At 54.6% G+C, this 15194-nt stretch carries 13 protein-coding genes and 2 tRNA genes; 4 read left to right on the forward strand and 11 right to left on the reverse strand.

Features of this window, described 5'->3' with window-relative positions:
* Positions 1-75: 75 nt before the first annotated feature.
* The 3 genes from HMPREF9371_RS13540 to hemA form a co-directional block, all read right to left on the reverse strand.
* The gene (locus tag HMPREF9371_RS13540; protein ID WP_009119395.1) at positions 76-222 is read right to left on the reverse strand and encodes a hypothetical protein; all 147 of its coding nucleotides are present in this window, start codon (positions 220-222) and stop codon (positions 76-78) included.
* Positions 223-283: 61 nt separating this feature from the next.
* The gene (locus tag HMPREF9371_RS07355) at positions 284-1330 is read right to left on the reverse strand and encodes a hemin-degrading factor (protein WP_009119396.1); all 1047 of its coding nucleotides are present in this window, start codon (positions 1328-1330) and stop codon (positions 284-286) included.
* A 167-nt stretch (positions 1331-1497) separates the two neighbouring features.
* Positions 1498-2745, reverse strand: coding sequence for a glutamyl-tRNA reductase (gene hemA, locus HMPREF9371_RS07360; RefSeq protein WP_009119397.1), 1248 nt, complete (start codon positions 2743-2745; stop codon positions 1498-1500).
* Between the two features lie 133 nt (positions 2746-2878).
* On the opposite strand from hemA, the gene pdxH reads away from it, so the two are divergent.
* Complete coding sequence (gene pdxH / locus HMPREF9371_RS07365; RefSeq protein WP_009119398.1) at positions 2879-3511, forward strand: pyridoxamine 5'-phosphate oxidase; 633 nt, start codon at positions 2879-2881, stop codon at positions 3509-3511.
* 145 nt (positions 3512-3656) lie between these two features.
* On the opposite strand, the gene HMPREF9371_RS07370 is transcribed toward pdxH, so the two are convergent.
* The 3 genes from HMPREF9371_RS07370 to HMPREF9371_RS12015 form a co-directional block, all read right to left on the reverse strand.
* On the reverse strand, positions 3657-4253 hold the full coding sequence (locus tag HMPREF9371_RS07370) for a biliverdin-producing heme oxygenase (protein ID WP_009119399.1): 597 nt from the start codon (positions 4251-4253) through the stop codon (positions 3657-3659).
* Positions 4254-4336: 83 nt separating this feature from the next.
* Positions 4337-6730, reverse strand: coding sequence for a TonB-dependent hemoglobin/transferrin/lactoferrin family receptor (locus HMPREF9371_RS07375; protein WP_009119400.1), 2394 nt, complete (start codon positions 6728-6730; stop codon positions 4337-4339).
* Between the two features lie 76 nt (positions 6731-6806).
* Complete coding sequence (locus HMPREF9371_RS12015) at positions 6807-7817, reverse strand: transferrin-binding protein-like solute binding protein (RefSeq protein WP_009119401.1); 1011 nt, start codon at positions 7815-7817, stop codon at positions 6807-6809.
* Between the two features lie 198 nt (positions 7818-8015).
* Between HMPREF9371_RS12015 and HMPREF9371_RS07380 the strand changes: the two genes are divergently transcribed.
* On the forward strand, positions 8016-9494 hold the full coding sequence (locus HMPREF9371_RS07380; RefSeq protein WP_198003619.1) for a porin family protein: 1479 nt from the start codon (positions 8016-8018) through the stop codon (positions 9492-9494).
* A gap of 77 nt (positions 9495-9571) precedes the next feature.
* Here the strand turns inward: HMPREF9371_RS07380 and rlmH are convergent, their stop codons facing one another.
* Positions 9572-10042, reverse strand: coding sequence for a 23S rRNA (pseudouridine(1915)-N(3))-methyltransferase RlmH (rlmH, locus tag HMPREF9371_RS07385; protein WP_009119403.1), 471 nt, complete (start codon positions 10040-10042; stop codon positions 9572-9574).
* The gene (gene rnr / locus HMPREF9371_RS07390) at positions 10039-12381 is read right to left on the reverse strand and encodes a ribonuclease R (protein ID WP_009119404.1); all 2343 of its coding nucleotides are present in this window, start codon (positions 12379-12381) and stop codon (positions 10039-10041) included. The genes rlmH and rnr overlap by 4 nt, the downstream gene beginning before the upstream one ends.
* 98 nt (positions 12382-12479) lie before the next feature.
* On the opposite strand from rnr, the gene HMPREF9371_RS07395 reads away from it, so the two are divergent.
* Together HMPREF9371_RS07395 and HMPREF9371_RS07400 are read left to right on the forward strand one after the other, a co-directional pair.
* Positions 12480-12566: transfer RNA gene (locus HMPREF9371_RS07395), tRNA-Leu, on the forward strand.
* Between the two features lie 60 nt (positions 12567-12626).
* A tRNA-Leu gene (locus HMPREF9371_RS07400) sits at positions 12627-12713 on the forward strand.
* A 273-nt stretch (positions 12714-12986) separates the two neighbouring features.
* Here HMPREF9371_RS07400 and HMPREF9371_RS07405 read toward each other — a convergent pair.
* From HMPREF9371_RS07405 to HMPREF9371_RS14035, 3 genes are all read right to left on the reverse strand, one after another.
* The gene (locus HMPREF9371_RS07405; protein ID WP_009119405.1) at positions 12987-13937 is read right to left on the reverse strand and encodes a tRNA dihydrouridine synthase; all 951 of its coding nucleotides are present in this window, start codon (positions 13935-13937) and stop codon (positions 12987-12989) included.
* Between the two features lie 116 nt (positions 13938-14053).
* Positions 14054-14803: a type ISP restriction/modification enzyme gene (locus HMPREF9371_RS07410; RefSeq protein ID WP_009119406.1), complete on the reverse strand. Its 750-nt coding sequence runs from the start codon at positions 14801-14803 to the stop codon at positions 14054-14056.
* A 5-nt stretch (positions 14804-14808) separates the two neighbouring features.
* Positions 14809-15194: type ISP restriction/modification enzyme (locus HMPREF9371_RS14035; protein ID WP_415752581.1), on the reverse strand; the 386-nt coding region annotated here is incomplete at its 5' end.

Genomic DNA, 15194 nt, shown 5'->3' on the forward strand with positions numbered 1-15194 from the left:
TAAAACCGCCTGTCCGGAATCATCATCAGACAGGCGGTTGTTTATGTTGTTTATGCTGTTATTGCGATCCAGGTTTCAGGTAGCCTGAGACCTTTGCAAAACCTCCAGATGTGGATGCAGTTCAAGGCGTAGCAGCACAGCGAGTGCAGACATATCATATAGATAGGCAAGCGAGCGAGCAGCGCACAACGCAGAAATGCGCCGCAGATGGGGGTTTTGCAAAGGTCTCAGCCTGAGGCCAAGGAACTTGCCGTAACCAATTTTCCATCTTGCGGCTTAGGGCTTACTGCTCCAATCGGAAACGCTGCATCAAACCGTTGGTGATTTCCTGCCAAACCGTCGATTCGGCTTGGCCCTCCTGGCGCAGGCTGAAAATCTGAATCACGGTTTTGCGGTGCTCGTCGAAACCTTCAATGCAGGTCAGCAAACCGTCGCGGATACAGCGGCGGACCACCCAAGTTTCGGCCAGGGCATCGTCTTGCAGGTGAAGGTTGAAGCCCTCTTCCTTGCTGTCCAAGATATTCAGGTAGCCTCGGGCACGCACCACATGATGTACTTTACCGCTCTGAATTTGCACCAATCCTTGGTTGCCGACAAAAATCATCACCGGCAGCCCGGCCTCTCGGATGCGGTTCAACGCCTCTTCCCAAACCTCGGTTTTTACCTGCACCGCCATGCCCTCCGGGGCTTGTTGGTAAGCGGATGGGCGGTCTAAGCCGAAGCTTTCCAGAATGCCGCCGAAATGGTGGACATCTTTCAAATCCATCCAGCGTTGGTGAAAAGCAGCCAATTGCTCTTCAGACAAAGGCTCGGGCACCGAAACCGGAGTGTGTTGCGCCACCTTGAACTCGGGCTTGCCCGGCGTCGCGAATTGCGCCAAAAGCGCCTGCCACGCTTCGGTTTGATGATTGTCGCGCATAAATACTTTTTGCATGGGCGTGCCGTATTCGTCGTAAAACTGAACGGAACGTGAAGGAGGCGTACGGGTGTCATCTTCAACCGCCAAAGCATGATGCCAATGCTTGGCGAAAATGCGTAAATCGATGCCGCCCATATTGAGCGCGATGCCGGCCTGCCCGTTGAGGCTGACATTTTCATAAACGCCCTGCTTTTCATGCACCGCCGTGCTGTTACGCAAAATACATTCCACCTGCCCCAAGCGGTGCAACTGCAGAATGATGTCGCGGATATTGCTGCCCAAATAAGTGGCGCCCGGTGCATCGGCCATTAATTCGCCCTCGCTGATACCCAAATCCTCTGCGCCCTCACGCGGGAAATACATACGGTCTTTTTCTGCTTTTGCGGTTTGATATTGCTGCCAATAGGACATAATTACCTTTCTTCACTTTATAAAAAAGAATAATTACTATTATAGATATAAGCCAAAAAATTTGGAAGCCGGCCTCATCCGTACCATGAAACCGACTTCCAAACCAATTTTTCCACTTATTGCTGGCTGCGATGGCCGGCAGCCCTTAACGACCAAACAGCCGCCCTTTACTTTTGCAAACCGTATATCTCCACCACCGCGTCCACCAAATGGCGGTGGGTATTGTCGGCCCGGGCAAGCGTATGCGTGGGCGGGTGCATCAGCTTATTGGTAAGCTGCACCGACAAACGCTCCAACACATCTTCGGGCGGCACACCTTTGGCCAATTGTTTTTTGGCATTCTCCAGCACATACTGGCGCGCCCTCTCACCTTCATCCCTTAAAGAGCGGATTAAAGGCACGGTTTGGCGGCTGCGCTGCCAAGCCATGAATTCGCTGACCTTGCCATCCACCATCCGCTCGGCTTCGGCGGCGGCTTCACGGCGCGCCTGCTGCCCGCTCTGCACGATGTTCATCATATCGTCCACCGTGTAGAGGTAGGCATCGCCCAAATCCGCCACTTCGGCTTCGATGTCGCGCGGCACCGCCAAATCGAGTAGGAAAACCGGCATATGACGGCGCTGCTTCAGCGCACGCTCCATCATGCCTTTGCCCACAATCGGCAGCTGGCTGGCAGTGGAAGACACAATCACATCATAGCGGTGCAGAATCTCCGGCAGATCACTCAGCAAACAGGAATCGGCCGGTGCCAACAGTTTGGCGCACAGCTCTTGCGCCCGCGGCAAAGTGCGGTTGGCCACCGTGATTTGTTTCGGCTGCTTGGCGGCAAAATAAGTGGCCACCAGCTCAATCATCTCTCCTGCCCCGATAAACAGCACATTCAAATCGGCAATATCCGGGAAAATCTGCTCGGCCATTTTTACGCTGGCCGCCGCCATGCTCACCGAATTTTCCCCAACGGCCGTGCTGGTACGCACTTCCTTGGCAATGGCAAACGTTTTTTGAAACAGCGCATTCAACAGCGAATCCACCGCCTGCTGCTCTTGCGCCACCCGCACCGCATCTTTGATCTGCCCCAAAATCTGAGGCTCGCCCAAAACCATGCTGTCCAAGCCGCAGGACACACGGAAAGCATGGCGCACCGCCTCCTCGGTTTGATAGCGGTACAGATACGGCTCGATTTGCTCGGTGGGGATGTGGTGGTAACCCGCCAACCAGCGGACAATATCGTCCGACTCACCAACGCAATACAGCTCGGTGCGGTTGCAGGTAGATAAAATCACCGCCTCTTTGGCGGCATGGCTGCCCACTAAGGCTTTCAAAGCATCGGGCAGGGAAGCGGCGGCAAAAGCCAAACGCTCGCGGATACTCAAAGGCGCAGTTTGGTGGTTGAGGCCCACAGCGGTCAGTTGCATGGCATCATTATCTCAAAACCGGAAGATGCGTTATTATAGCAAAATCCGTGGCAGCAGAAACCGTCTTTCTGTTTCCATATCAAGATGATAGCCTTTATCAAATCCTTATTTTGCCGTTTTATCGAGGAAGCCCATGAATCTGCACGACATCCGCGAAGACTACAGCAAACGCGAACTATCGGAGGCCGATTGCCCCGAGCATCCGCTCACCCAATTCGAACAATGGCTGAACGAAGCCATTACCGCCCAAGTCAACGAACCCACAGCGATGAATATTGCCGCCGTGGATGACGAAGGGCGGCCCAACAGCCGTATGGTGCTGCTCAAAGAAGTCAATGCGCAGGGTTTTGTGTTTTTCACCAACTACCACAGCCGCAAAGGCCGCGCCCTGGCCGCCCACCCTTTTGCCGCCCTCACCTTTTTCTGGCCGGAACTCGAACGCCAGGTGCGGGTGGAAGGCAAAGTGGAAAAACTGGATGCGGCCGCTTCAGACGAATATTTCGAAAGCCGCCCCTACACCAGCCGCATCGGTGCTTGGGCCAGCGAACAAAGCTCGGTCATCAGCGGCAAGTCGGTACTGGTCAGCCGTGCCGCAGCCGTCGGCCTGAAACATCCGCTGCACGTTCCGCGCCCGCCGCATTGGGGCGGCTATGTGGTGATTCCCGACCGGGTGGAATTTTGGCAAGGCCGTCCCAGCCGCCTGCACGACCGCGTGCAATACCGCCTGGAAAACGGCATCTGGATTAAAGAGCGGCTGGCGCCTTAGCCCTCGCAAGCGGCAGGGCTAACAAAACGCGCATTGCGCTTCATCGCGCCTTTCTTTTGATTACCCCTGCCCGATAAGCGATATCCAAACAGCAAAAGGCTACCTGAAACCGGGTTTCAGGTAGCCTTTTATCCGTTCAAGCCAATTAGGCAGCGGCCGGCAATTCAAAGATTTCGCGCACCAATACTTTGTAGAAAGCAAAAGCATCCAGTGCGCCTTTCAAAGCAGTCTCTTGGTCGGCACCGGTGATGCCCAAGCCGTTCAATTGTTCCACAAACTCGCGCCAGTGTTTGCCGCGGCCGTCGGCATGCGGAGCCAAGTGGTGAGCGCCGTGTTCGGCGGTAAAGCCCAGCTTGTTTTGCGCATCTTTAAACAAAAACGCCGCCCCCACATTGGAGCCTTCGGCGCAATACAACCAGCCCAAAGCCTCCATGCCTTGCGGTTGCGGAATCGGAGTGGCAATCGCTTTTTCGCTGCCGTTGAGGTCTTTCAAATCCAGCATCACGGCATCGTAGCGGGCCAATTCGGCCAGACCGGGGATTTTCTCGTTCAAGGCCGGGTCTTTATAAATACCGTCCACGATTTTGTGGAACACGGCCTGCAGCTGCAGGAAACGGGTGTAGTTTTCGGGATTGTCGAACGGCTTGACCGACATCACCAATTCGTCCACGCTGTCGTGAGTGGTGCGGCTGTTTTCTTTCAGATATTGGGCAAAGGGAATAACATTCTCTTGCGTACTCATTCGTGCTTCCTTCCGGATAATCAAAAATCATGGAAATGTATTCAGGTAGCCTGAGGCAAACACACTCAGGCTACCTGAAAAGCTTAGAACTTGGCTTCCAATACCACGCTAAAATTACGACCCGGCGCTTGGAAGCGGCTGATGCCGGCATGGGTTTGGTTGTCCACGCGGTTCACCGTACCGAATTCGCGGATACTGCGGATGCTGTCCCAAGTATAGTATTTGCGGTTAAACAAATTGTAAACCCCGCCGCGCAAAGTGATGTGGCGGCCAAAGCGATAATGACCGGTTAGATCCACCAGCCAATAAGCACGGTGATGCTGGGCAAACGGGAAAGTAGGCCCACGGGTACTGCCCGGGTCTGCAACCGTATCATTCGGATTTTTGCGGGCAAAATAGCTTATCTGAGTGCTCAAGCCCCAGCGGTCATCCGGTTGCTGGTAACCCAAGCCCAATACCCCGTTGAAAGGCTGGATGGCGTTAATGGGCTCCCCGTCTGCATCGCCTTTCACATAGCTGGCCGCCAATGTGGCATAGCTGCCTTGCGGCAAGCCCACAGCATCCAGATTCAAACGGCTTTGCAATTCCAAACCGCGCACAGTTGCCCGGGTACGGTTAAAGTTTTGGTAAACCACTACCGGAATAGGGGCTGTGGTACCAAAAGCCATACGGCTCTGTACACCTTGCGGGCCGAAATCAATAAAATCACGATAGCGGGTACGGAAACCGGACAGGCGCAAATGCCCCCAGTTACCATGTGCATCCAAACCCAGTTCAAAATTTCTTGACCGCTCTGCTTTTAGATTGGGATTGGGGTCAACATAAAATAAGCTGCTGGGGAAATAAAACCACATTTCATCCGTGGTAGGGGCACGGAATGCCGTGCCGTATTTCGCCTGCAAGGTCAATCCGGGAGTCACATTCCAATCCATACCTGCCGCATAACTCGGTGATTTAAAAGTAGCAGCCTGTTGCCAGATACCCACCCTCCTCAGCTCTTGTTCAACCTTCGGCGCCAAACTGTCCGACTCCAGTGTATTCATTTTGCTGTAATCATAACGTATGCCCAAGTTCAATTTGATAGGGTCGCCAAAACGGAAACTGTTATTTACATAAGCAAAACGGTTACGGGTGCGGGTACTGACCAAAAATTCTTTATCTTCGATATTACTGGTTGCAATATGCGGATAATAAACATATGAGAAATACTCCAAATTTTTATTGCTGTTTTCTTTATTACCCAAGCCCAAGCCATAAGACAAATCCCAAGAGAAAGAAGGATTAAAGTCAAAATGTTTATCGGCACTCAGCTTTAATTGATCCAAATCATAGGAGAGCTTCCGATAGCGGAAAAAATTTTGGGCGCTTGGCGTGGCCAGCGAATCCGTACTGGGAATATCCCAAGTAAAGGTTGTCATATCGATTTTTTGGCGATCCCATGCCAAATTCAGCTTATCCCAAGGCCCTCGGGTTAGCAGGTTTTCATATTCCAAGCCAAAGCGGCTGCGGTAGCTGATGTCATTACGATAGCGGTATTCGCCGGCCGGATTGGCAATTTGAAACAGATTGGACAGTTCCTTGGTTTCACGGTCTTCCCGGGTTTCTTCATAAACGACACCCAAGTAATTGCTCGGATTAAAATGATAGCCCACCCTGAACAGATTGCCCTTGCCTTCAATCTCTTGAGGGTCGGGTATGCCTCTGGCCACACCGTTATATTCATTGTGGGAGGGATTATGCACGGTACCCCTATCGTCATGTAGCAGCACATCCCCTGCGGGGCTGTGAATCTTGGTTTCATGCCCTTGCCGTGTGGTCAAAACAGCCAAGGCGTCAAAATTTCCCAACCGGCCGGCAAAAGTGCCGCTGGCATACCATAAATTAGAACGGCTCATAAAACCGGTTTTCAAGCCGATGTGGTAGGGCTTTTCTTCGTCCACATAATCGCGCGGCGATTTGGTGCGGTAGATCACCGCGCCACCCAAGGCGCCGCTGCCGGCGGTAATCGAATCCGCCCCTTTGCTGATCACCACATCGCTCATGTGCTCCAGCTCGGCGGCATTGCGGTTGGTATTGAAATTTCCGTAGGCACCAAACAACTCTTGGAACGCCGAAGAGGAACGGCTTTCCCCCTGCTCCAAGCCGTCTACCGTAATCGCCACGCGGTCTTTGTCCACCCCTCGGATGGCAAAGCCGTTGCTGCCGGCACGACCGCCTTCCACCACGCTGATACCGGGATCATAGCGCACCATATCACGGATATCCTGCACCATTTCGCGATCCAGCTGTTCGCGGTTTTGGCGGGTGCGCCCCAAAGTGGCCGGCCGACGCTGGCCTTGCACCCGGATAGTTTCTAACTCGGTGCTGCCCTCACCATCTGCCACACCCACAGAAACCTGCTCAGCATATACAGGAGGATAAACAGCCAACAAAATCAAGCATAGGGTTGTATATTTGAAATAAGGTTTTGTTTTCATAAGGAAGATTTTCAATAAGATTACAGAATAAATGAATAAAAATATATTGAAATATCAAAAATTTAGACTAACTTGCTTAGTCCAAATGATTGACATCATCCCCTACATAGGAAGCTTGACCTTGTCTACGAATACTTCCCCCAAAAACACTGTCTAAGTCATTTCTGCCGTTAAAAACGGCTCTCCCCCCGATATAGCTCCCGGTAGTATGGTTACGTCCATAAAAACTTCCTTCTACTTGTCCGCTCACCCCAGCCGAAGTTACCGAACCAGAAAAGCTGGCGCCGTCGACAGACACATCACCAAATACAATATTGTCGCCAAATTCCGCATTACCTAAAATGGTACCGCCCATTTTCCTACTGTTAAAATTGACAGTTAACAATGATCGGTTCGCCGTATTTGCAACATCATGGGTAGACATCACCGCTTGCCCATCACGCACCCGGAAGGCGGCCACTTCATAAGTTGCTTTTCCCCTAGGCACCCCGCCATTACCAGAAGCCCCTAACATTTGAGCCGGAACAGCAGGCGTGCCCCCGTAAAACATATCAACCCTACCTGAAGCTGAAATCCAAACGCCATAGCGCACCCCCCCGTCGTCGTGATCACCGACTCGGGCTGGTATAAACCTACTATTATAAAACTGATCACAACACACAATAAATTTATCCCCTGCTGCGGTTTCCGACATTTTCACTCTTGGCGGAGCAACAGAAACACTCGTCGCTGCCGTGGGCACAAAAGGATTTCCGGTTCCTAACAAAGCATATTGTTTACCGTCTGCCGTTTCATAAATGAATACGTTCTTGCGATCATTATAAACGTTAAGCAGAACCTCTTTTGGCAAGCTCACTGCTTTAAGTGTTCCAACAGCCGGATTGCTATGTGACGACACCGGCTGAGCCGCATTGAAATTATGACCCGTATAACTACCTTGCAGAGGCTGCACATCAGAAACATTCAAAGGGGAAACCGTTGGCATAGTCGCTGTTGAATCGGGTATATGCACCGCACCGCCTCCTGCACAAGCACCCAATACAGCCGCCAAAGATGCGGCCGATACGGTTTTTAGAATCAATTTCATTGCTTATATCCTTCTTAACATTCCTAAAAATCAAATATGGTTTCGACAAGCGTCAAAACGGGCAAGGCTTGCTTAACAAACTTTGAAAATTATAACGAAATCTACTTCTATATGTAAATAAAAGTTGTTATTATTTCATCTGAAAATGCTACCACCCCAAACCCAAGACAGGCCCGGCGGCCTGTCCAAATGAACAAAATGACCCACACCCACTCCATCATGCTTGGCGCCCTGATGGCATTACTTGTGCCCATCAGCGCAGCCGCCCCCACCGATGCCGCTGCTCCGGTGCCAAACGCCAATGAAACCGCTGCCGAGGAAATCCCCGTATTGAGGGCGGCCGATTTGGCCCGCTACCCGCAACTGCTGACGGAAATGATCGAGTCGGCGCTGGACCGGCAACACCCCGAGCTGTTAAACGAGCTGCTGCCGGTCTATGCCGCCACCGTCAGCGCCGACGACTATCTACTCCGACGCGCCACCGGCATGGCGGCGCGCTTCCGCAGAGACTACGCCGAAGCGATTGCCGTCTACCAACAACTGGCGACAGAAAGACCGGCGGATGTGCGAGTGCGCTTGGACTTGGCGGCCATGCTGGCCGAAGACAAGCAATGGCCGGAAGCGGAAAAGCTGTTTGCAGAGGTCAGGCGGCAGGAGGGACTGCCGCCCCAAGTGGGCGAAAACGTCCAACACTATCTGAATGCCGCCGAATACCGGCGGCGTTGGCAGTGGGACGGCGGCGTTTCGCCCGCATTCAACGACAACATCAATAATGCGGCGAGAGAGCATTGCAGCATCATCGGCTGCAGCCGCGAGCGCTCGGAAAATGCCGCCGGCCTGGCATACAGCATCCGCGTCAGCCGGCAAGTGCCCTTGGCCGGCCACCACAATTTGTTTTTCGAAGCGCGCGCAGACGGCCAAACCCATTATTGGAGCAATAAATCGGCCTACGATTGGGGGCAGGGCCGCATCGGTTTGGGTTGGCTGTATCAAGATGCGCGGCAAGATTTGCTGCTCAGTCCGTTTTACCAAATCGATTTGAGTGGCAGCGACAATTGGGGCGGCAGCAAGCCGCAACAGACACAAACCTTCAATATGGATACTTGGGCGCACGGCTACGGCATCAGGGCGCAATACCAGCGGCAACTGTCTGCACGCTGGCAAGCCTCGCTTGCCGCCGACATCACCCGCCGCCATTACCGCCATGCACCGCAAGCGGAGCAGCAAAACGGATGGTACAGCGGCCAGAGTGCCGGCATCCACTGGCAAGCCGGCGCCCGCGATGGGCTTTATGGCGGCATATTTTTCAATCAAGCCTTCCCCGAGCAACGCACCATTCAGGGCCGCGCCAATAATACGGCCTACCGCCGCTACGGCCTGCAAGCCGGTTGGATACACGACTGGGCTTGGCTGGGCGGTCTCTCCACCCGCGTTTCCGCCTCTGTCGCCCAACGGCGGTTTAAAGGAGAGTCGCTCAACGTGACCGCGCAAGGCTTTCCTTTGCAGCAGCGGCGCGACCGCGAATATCAATATGGTCTCGCGGTATGGCATCGCGCTTGGACAATCTGGGGCATGACGCCGAAGCTGAATCTGTCGCGGCAGGAAATCCGCAGCAGCCACACTTGGGCACAGCGTAAAAACAGCCAAGTCTTTATCGAACTGGAACGGCGGTTTTAATCGGCCAAGCAACATGAAAGGCTACCTGAACCGGGTTTCAGGTAGCCTTTCATCTTGTTGGCCGTTAAGTGCGCAGCTTACTCACGGTGGTAAGGATGGTTGTGCAATATGGACACGGCGCGGTAGAGCTGTTCGGTCAGCAACACGCGCACCATACCGTGCGGGAGGGTAAGGCTGGAGAGGCGCAGCATCAGGCGGGCTTTCTGTTTGAGGGCATCGGTCATGCCGTCGGCGCCGCCGATGACAAAACAAATATGCTCGCCGCTTTGCCGCCAGTCTTTCAGGTAGCCGGCCAGCTCCACCGAGGTAGGCGCTTTGCCGCGTTCGTCGAGCACCACCAAATAAGCGCCGTCGGGCAGGGCTTCGAGGATGCGCTTTTCTTCAGCCGCCATGCCTTGGGCGGCATTTACGCCGGCGCCGCGTTTTTCCGGTTTGATTTCTCTTAACACATAGCGCACGTCGCGGCCGAAACGCTTGGCGTATTCGGCCACGGCTTCATCTACCCAGCGCGGCATTTTGGTACCGACGGCCAGCACGGTGATGTTCATCTGCCGGCCGCCTTATTTTTTGCGCCGGCTTTTGGCGGCGGCGCGGGCGGGCGTTTTTTGTCCTTGCTTTGGCCGGTTTTGCCGGCTTGGGCGGTGCTATGTTTCGCTGCCGTTTTGCCGGCGGCTTTGCTTCGCTTGTCGCCGCTTTTGGCGGCAGACTGGCGTTTGCCGGCGCGGCCGATGGTTCCGCCGCTGACCAAGGTAAGGTCGATTTTGCTGGTGTCCAAATCGGCGCGAGCTACCTGAACCACCACTTTGTCGCCCATGTGGAAGCGCAAGCCGCTGCGCTCGCCTTCGATGCTCATGGTTTCGGGGCGGTAGTGGAAATAGTCTTCGCCCAAATCGCTGATGTGCACCAGGCCTTCGATGTGGATGCCGTCTAAGGTGACAAACAGGCCGAAGCCGGCCATGCCACTGACCGTGCCGCCGAAGACTTCGCCGATTTTGTCCTGCATATAATAGGTTTTCAGCCAGTTTTCCACATCGCGGCTGGCGTCGTCGGCGCGGCGCTCGCAGAAAGAGGTATGTGCGCCCAAGGTTTGCCACGAGTCTTTCGGCACATACTGGCTACCTGAAAGCACGGCTTTGATGGCACGGTGCACGGTGAGGTCGGGGTAGCGGCGGATGGGGGAAGTGAAATGGGTGTAGGCGGGATACGCCAGGCCGAAATGGCCTTCGCTGCCCGGCTCGTACACCGCCTGCTGCATGGAGCGCAGCAGCATCACTTGGATCAGCTCCCGGTCGGGGCGGTTTTCGGTTTGGGCGAATAACTCCGCGTAATCCTTCGGCGAAGGCTGCTCGCCGCCGCCCAAGCTGAGGCCGAGCAGGCCGAGTTGTTCGCGCAAAGTGGCGAGCTTTTCAGGCGTGGGGCCAAGATGGTTGCGGAACAGGGCGGGATGTTTGTTTTTCAGCAGGAAATCGGCTGCGCAAACGTTGGCCGCCAGCATGCATTCTTCAATCAGCTTATGGGCATCGTTGCGCACCACCGGCACGATGCGTTTGATTTTGCCGTTTTTGTCGAAAATCATCTGGGTTTCGGTGGTTTCAAACTCCATCGCGCCGCGCTGGCTGCGCTTCTTCTGCAATATCTGATAGAGCTTGTAGAGCGTGTCGATCTGCGGCTTGAGCGCATGATCGCTGCCGTTTTCAATCCAATCCCACACTTCGTTGTAGGTGAGGCGGGCGTGCGAACGCATCACGGCCGGATAAAACTGGTAGCTTTTCAGGTTGCCGGCATAGGTAAACACCATGTCGCACACCATACAGAGCCGTTCCACATCGGGATTCAGCGAGCAAATGCCGTTCGACAGGTTTTCCGGCAACATCGGAATCACGCGGCGCGGGAAATACACGCTGGTGGCGCGCTCCAGCGCATCGTCGTCCAGCGGGTTGCCGGGTGTCACATAATGGCTCACGTCGGCAATCGCCACCACCAAGCGGTAGTTGCGGCCCTGTTTTTCGGCATACACCGCATCGTCAAAATCGCGGGCGGTTTCGCCATCGATGGTCACCAAGGGCAAATCGCGCAAATCGGTGCGGCCTTTGAGGTCGGTTTTGCGCACTTGGGCGGGCACTTTTTCAGCGGCGCGGGCGCAGGCTTCGGAAAAACGGTGTGGCAGTTGGTGTTTGCGCACCGCAATTTCGATTTCCATGCCGCTGTCGGCATAGTTGCCGAGGATTTCGGTGATTTTGGCCACGGCTGGGCGGTGGGCTTCGGGATAAACGTCGATTTCCGCCACCACCACCTGCCCCGGGCGGGCTTCGCCCAAAGAATCGGGTTCCAAAATAATGTTGTCGGTCAGGCGGCTGTCTTCCGGCGCCAACATGGCCACACCGCGCTCCATCACCAAGCGGCCGACTACGTTTTTTTGCGCCCGTTCGATGATGTCCAGCACCTGCCCTTCCCGGCGGCCGCGCCGGTCAATGCCGGCCGGGCGCACGGTTACGATGTCGCCGTGCATCAGGCCGCGCATTTGGCGGGCGTAGAGCACGAAATCACCCTGCCCGTCGGGCGTGAGCGGCACGGCGAAACCGAAGCCGTCTTTGTGCGCTTCGATGCGGCACTTCACCATGGCCAGCTTTTCGGCCACGCACACCGCGCCGCGGCGGTTGATGTGCACTTGGCCGTCTCGCGCCATCGCGCCCAAACGGCGCTCGAAGAAAGGCAGCTCGTCTTCCTGAATGTCCAGCAAGATGGCCAGCGACTCGGTTTTCACCGGCACGCCGCGGTCTTCCAAAATTTCAATCACCCACTCGCGGCTGGGCAAGGGGTGTTCATAACGCTGTTTTTCCCTTTCCAAATAAGGATCTTGCAGACGTAATGAGGTTTTTTTCTTCATATTCTCTTTTCAATAATTGACAACTGCGAAATTGGCGATATAATGCGCGTCTTTCGTTAAAGGCCTGCACTTTAACGCAAAGCGCACATTAAAGCAAAGCCCAGGTGGCGGAATTGGTAGACGCGCCAGCTTCAGGTGCTGGTATCCTCACGGGTGTGGAAGTTCGAGTCTTCTCCTGGGCACCAATCATTTGCTTTAGAGAAGATTTTTCATCCCAAGTGCGCCAACAAAACAAAAAATGAATTGCCCAGGTGGCGGAATTGGTAGACGCGCCAGCTTCAGGTGCTGGTATCCTCACGGGTGTGGAAGTTCGAGTCTTCTCCTGGGCACCAAGTTTCAGAAACCCTGCATTGCTACAATGCAGGGTTTTGTTGTTTCCAGACTGAGACCTTTGCAAAACCCCAGATGTGGATGCAGTTCAAGGCGTAGCAGCACAGCGAGTGTGAACGCTAGGAATCCCCGTGGGACAGACATATCATCTAGATAGGCAAGCGAGCGAGCAGTACCCATAGGGCATAAACGCACAACGCAGAAATGCGCCGCAGATGGGGGGTTTGCAAAGGTCTCAGCTGTCTCCTGCTGCGTGCTGCCACGCTGCCCGCGCCTCACACCTCTTCGGCCAACAGGCGCGCTACGTCGTCCGCCTCCCGAACGGTGCGGATGCGTTCAAACCATTCGCCGGCCTGCGGGCGCACTTTTTTCATCATGCCCAGCCACTGTTTCAGGCGAGCCACCGCATATTTTCCGTTTTCCTCTTTACTGCGGCACAAATCGAAAAACTGGCGTATCCACACCCGCTCCTCGGCAAAATCCGCCGCTTTCGGCGGCAGGCCGCGGTTATGGCGGGCAATCTGGCGCGCCAAATCGGGCACCATCACCGCACCGCGCCCCAGCATCACATCGTCGCAACCGCTTTCGCGGCGGATGGTGAGATAATCTTCCAGACTGAACACATCGCCGTTGGCCACCACCGGCAGCGACACCGCCTCGCGGATGCGCGCCACCCAATGCCAGTGCGCCGGCGGCTCGTAACCCTCCACCTTGGTGCGCGCATGCACGGTGAGCAGCGCCGCGCCGCCCGCCTCAATCGCCTGCGCACACGCCACGGCGAGCGTTTTGTCTTCATAACCCAAGCGCATTTTCGCCGTCAGCGGAATCTCTGGCGGCAGGGCTTGGCGCAGCGTCTGCACGATGCGGCAAATCCGCTCCGGCTCGCGCAACAGTACCGCCCCGCCCTGATGTTTGTTCACCGTGGGCGCGGGGCAGCCGAAATTGAGGTCGATTTTATCCGCCCCGAAACGCACCGCTTCCAGCGCGTTCACCGCCATATTTTCCGCATCGCTGCCCAATAGCTGCAAGGTGCACGGCGTGCCCGCCGGCGTGCGGCAGCCGTGCTCGATTTCCGGCATATAGCGCCGCCAGGTCGAACGCGAATGCACGGTGTGCGTAATGCGCACAAACTCGGTCACGCACTCGTCAAAACCGCCGATGCGGGTGAGCAAATCGCGCATCGGGGCATCCACCAGGCCCTGCATCGGCGCCAAAATCAGTCTCATAAACTTCTCTTAACTTCTCTTCAATAATTCAGGCTACCTGAAAACAACACCGCTTTCAGGTAGCCCCAACATCTTGTTAAAAATGCTTGTGATTCAACAAAGCACTCCAATGACGCTTATGCAATGTCCAATTTGGGAAGAACATTCACGATTTTCTGTGTTGCCAAACTCACGGTTATCACCCTCAGCAACAATTCTAACGGATAACGCGCATTACCCATTGTTTCGAGTGCCCAATCGTTGGCATCGTTGGTAATGCCCGATTTTTTATCGGTGGTAACGGCTTGTCGCTCCATTACCCATTCGATTGCCGACTTGCCGTTCACGATGTAATCGTGAGCAGTTTCGGGAATGTTTTCTACCGTGATTTTGCCGTTATAGATGACTTTGGTTTTGTCGTCTTTTTTGGCGAATTTCATTTTTATCACACGGAAATCTTCGTCTTCGCCACCGATAATTTGCTGCGGAGTGAGTTTTAGTCCTTTCAGGCTGCCTGAAAGTTTGACGCCGGTATACATCGGCACGGTTTCGTAGTTCAGATGCAGTGCGGCCAAATCGCGGCCTGCTTGGGTGAAGGCAGCGAAATCCCGGTAATGCTTCATGCGCGGAATGCGCGGCAATTGTTTGCTTAAATTATCGGCGTAGCGTTCGCGGTATTCTTCGCTGTGCAACAGGCCGTAGATGTAATAGAAGATGTCTTCTTTGCCGACTTTTTCGGCATCTTCGGCGGCATAAGGCTGGCGGAAATGGGCAAGCGCGTCGTCGGTAATGGCGGAGCGGCGCACCAGCTTTTTCTGTTTCGGTGCCGCTTGTGCACTTTCAGGCAGGCTTTCTCCGGCAAACAGTTCGTTTTGGCGGTTTTTCATCAGGCTTACTCCTCCGTTTCGTAGAGAAACATCGGGAAGCATTGCGCATCGCCAATCAGGTGCAAGTCGGGCAAGGTGTCGGTCATCAACACCGAGAAGCCCTTGCTGCCCGTTACCGTCAGACAGATGGTTAGGTTCGCTATGCTGCGGTGCGGTATAATTTCGTTCGTTCGTTCGTTCGTTCGTTCGTTCGTTCGTTCGTTCGTTCGTTCGTTCGTTCGTTCGTTCGTTCGTTCGTTCGTTCGTTCGTTCGTTCGTTCGTTCGTTCGTTCGTTCGTTCGTTCGTTCGTTCGTTCGTTCGTTCGTTCGTTCGTTCGTTCGTTCGTTCGTTCGTTCGTTCGTTCGTTCGTTCGTTCGTTCGTTCGTTCGTTCGTTCGTTCGTTCGTTCGTT

The sequence above is a fragment of the Neisseria shayeganii 871 genome (assembly GCF_000226875.1).
Taxonomy (GTDB): Bacteria; Pseudomonadota; Gammaproteobacteria; order Burkholderiales; family Neisseriaceae; genus Eikenella; species Eikenella shayeganii.

Bases quoted from the DNA above. Each gene is read 5' to 3' on its own strand.
- HMPREF9371_RS07355 (WP_009119396.1), bottom strand. From the start codon at position 1,330: ATGTCCTATTGGCAGCAATATCAAACCGCAAAAGCAGAAAAAGACCGT.
- hemA (WP_009119397.1), bottom strand. From the start codon at position 2,745: ATGCAACTGACCGCTGTGGGCCTCAACCACCAAACTGCGCCTTTGAGT.
- pdxH (WP_009119398.1), top strand. From the start codon at position 2,879: ATGAATCTGCACGACATCCGCGAAGACTACAGCAAACGCGAACTATCG.
- HMPREF9371_RS07370 (WP_009119399.1), bottom strand. From the start codon at position 4,253: ATGAGTACGCAAGAGAATGTTATTCCCTTTGCCCAATATCTGAAAGAA.
- HMPREF9371_RS07375 (WP_009119400.1), bottom strand. From the start codon at position 6,730: ATGAAAACAAAACCTTATTTCAAATATACAACCCTATGCTTGATTTTG.
- HMPREF9371_RS12015 (WP_009119401.1), bottom strand. From the start codon at position 7,817: ATGAAATTGATTCTAAAAACCGTATCGGCCGCATCTTTGGCGGCTGTA.
- HMPREF9371_RS07380 (WP_198003619.1), top strand. From the start codon at position 8,016: ATGACCCACACCCACTCCATCATGCTTGGCGCCCTGATGGCATTACTT.
- rlmH (WP_009119403.1), bottom strand. From the start codon at position 10,042: ATGAACATCACCGTGCTGGCCGTCGGTACCAAAATGCCGCGCTGGGTA.
- rnr (WP_009119404.1), bottom strand. From the start codon at position 12,381: ATGAAGAAAAAAACCTCATTACGTCTGCAAGATCCTTATTTGGAAAGG.
- HMPREF9371_RS07405 (WP_009119405.1), bottom strand. From the start codon at position 13,937: ATGAGACTGATTTTGGCGCCGATGCAGGGCCTGGTGGATGCCCCGATG.
- HMPREF9371_RS07410 (WP_009119406.1), bottom strand. From the start codon at position 14,803: ATGAAAAACCGCCAAAACGAACTGTTTGCCGGAGAAAGCCTGCCTGAA.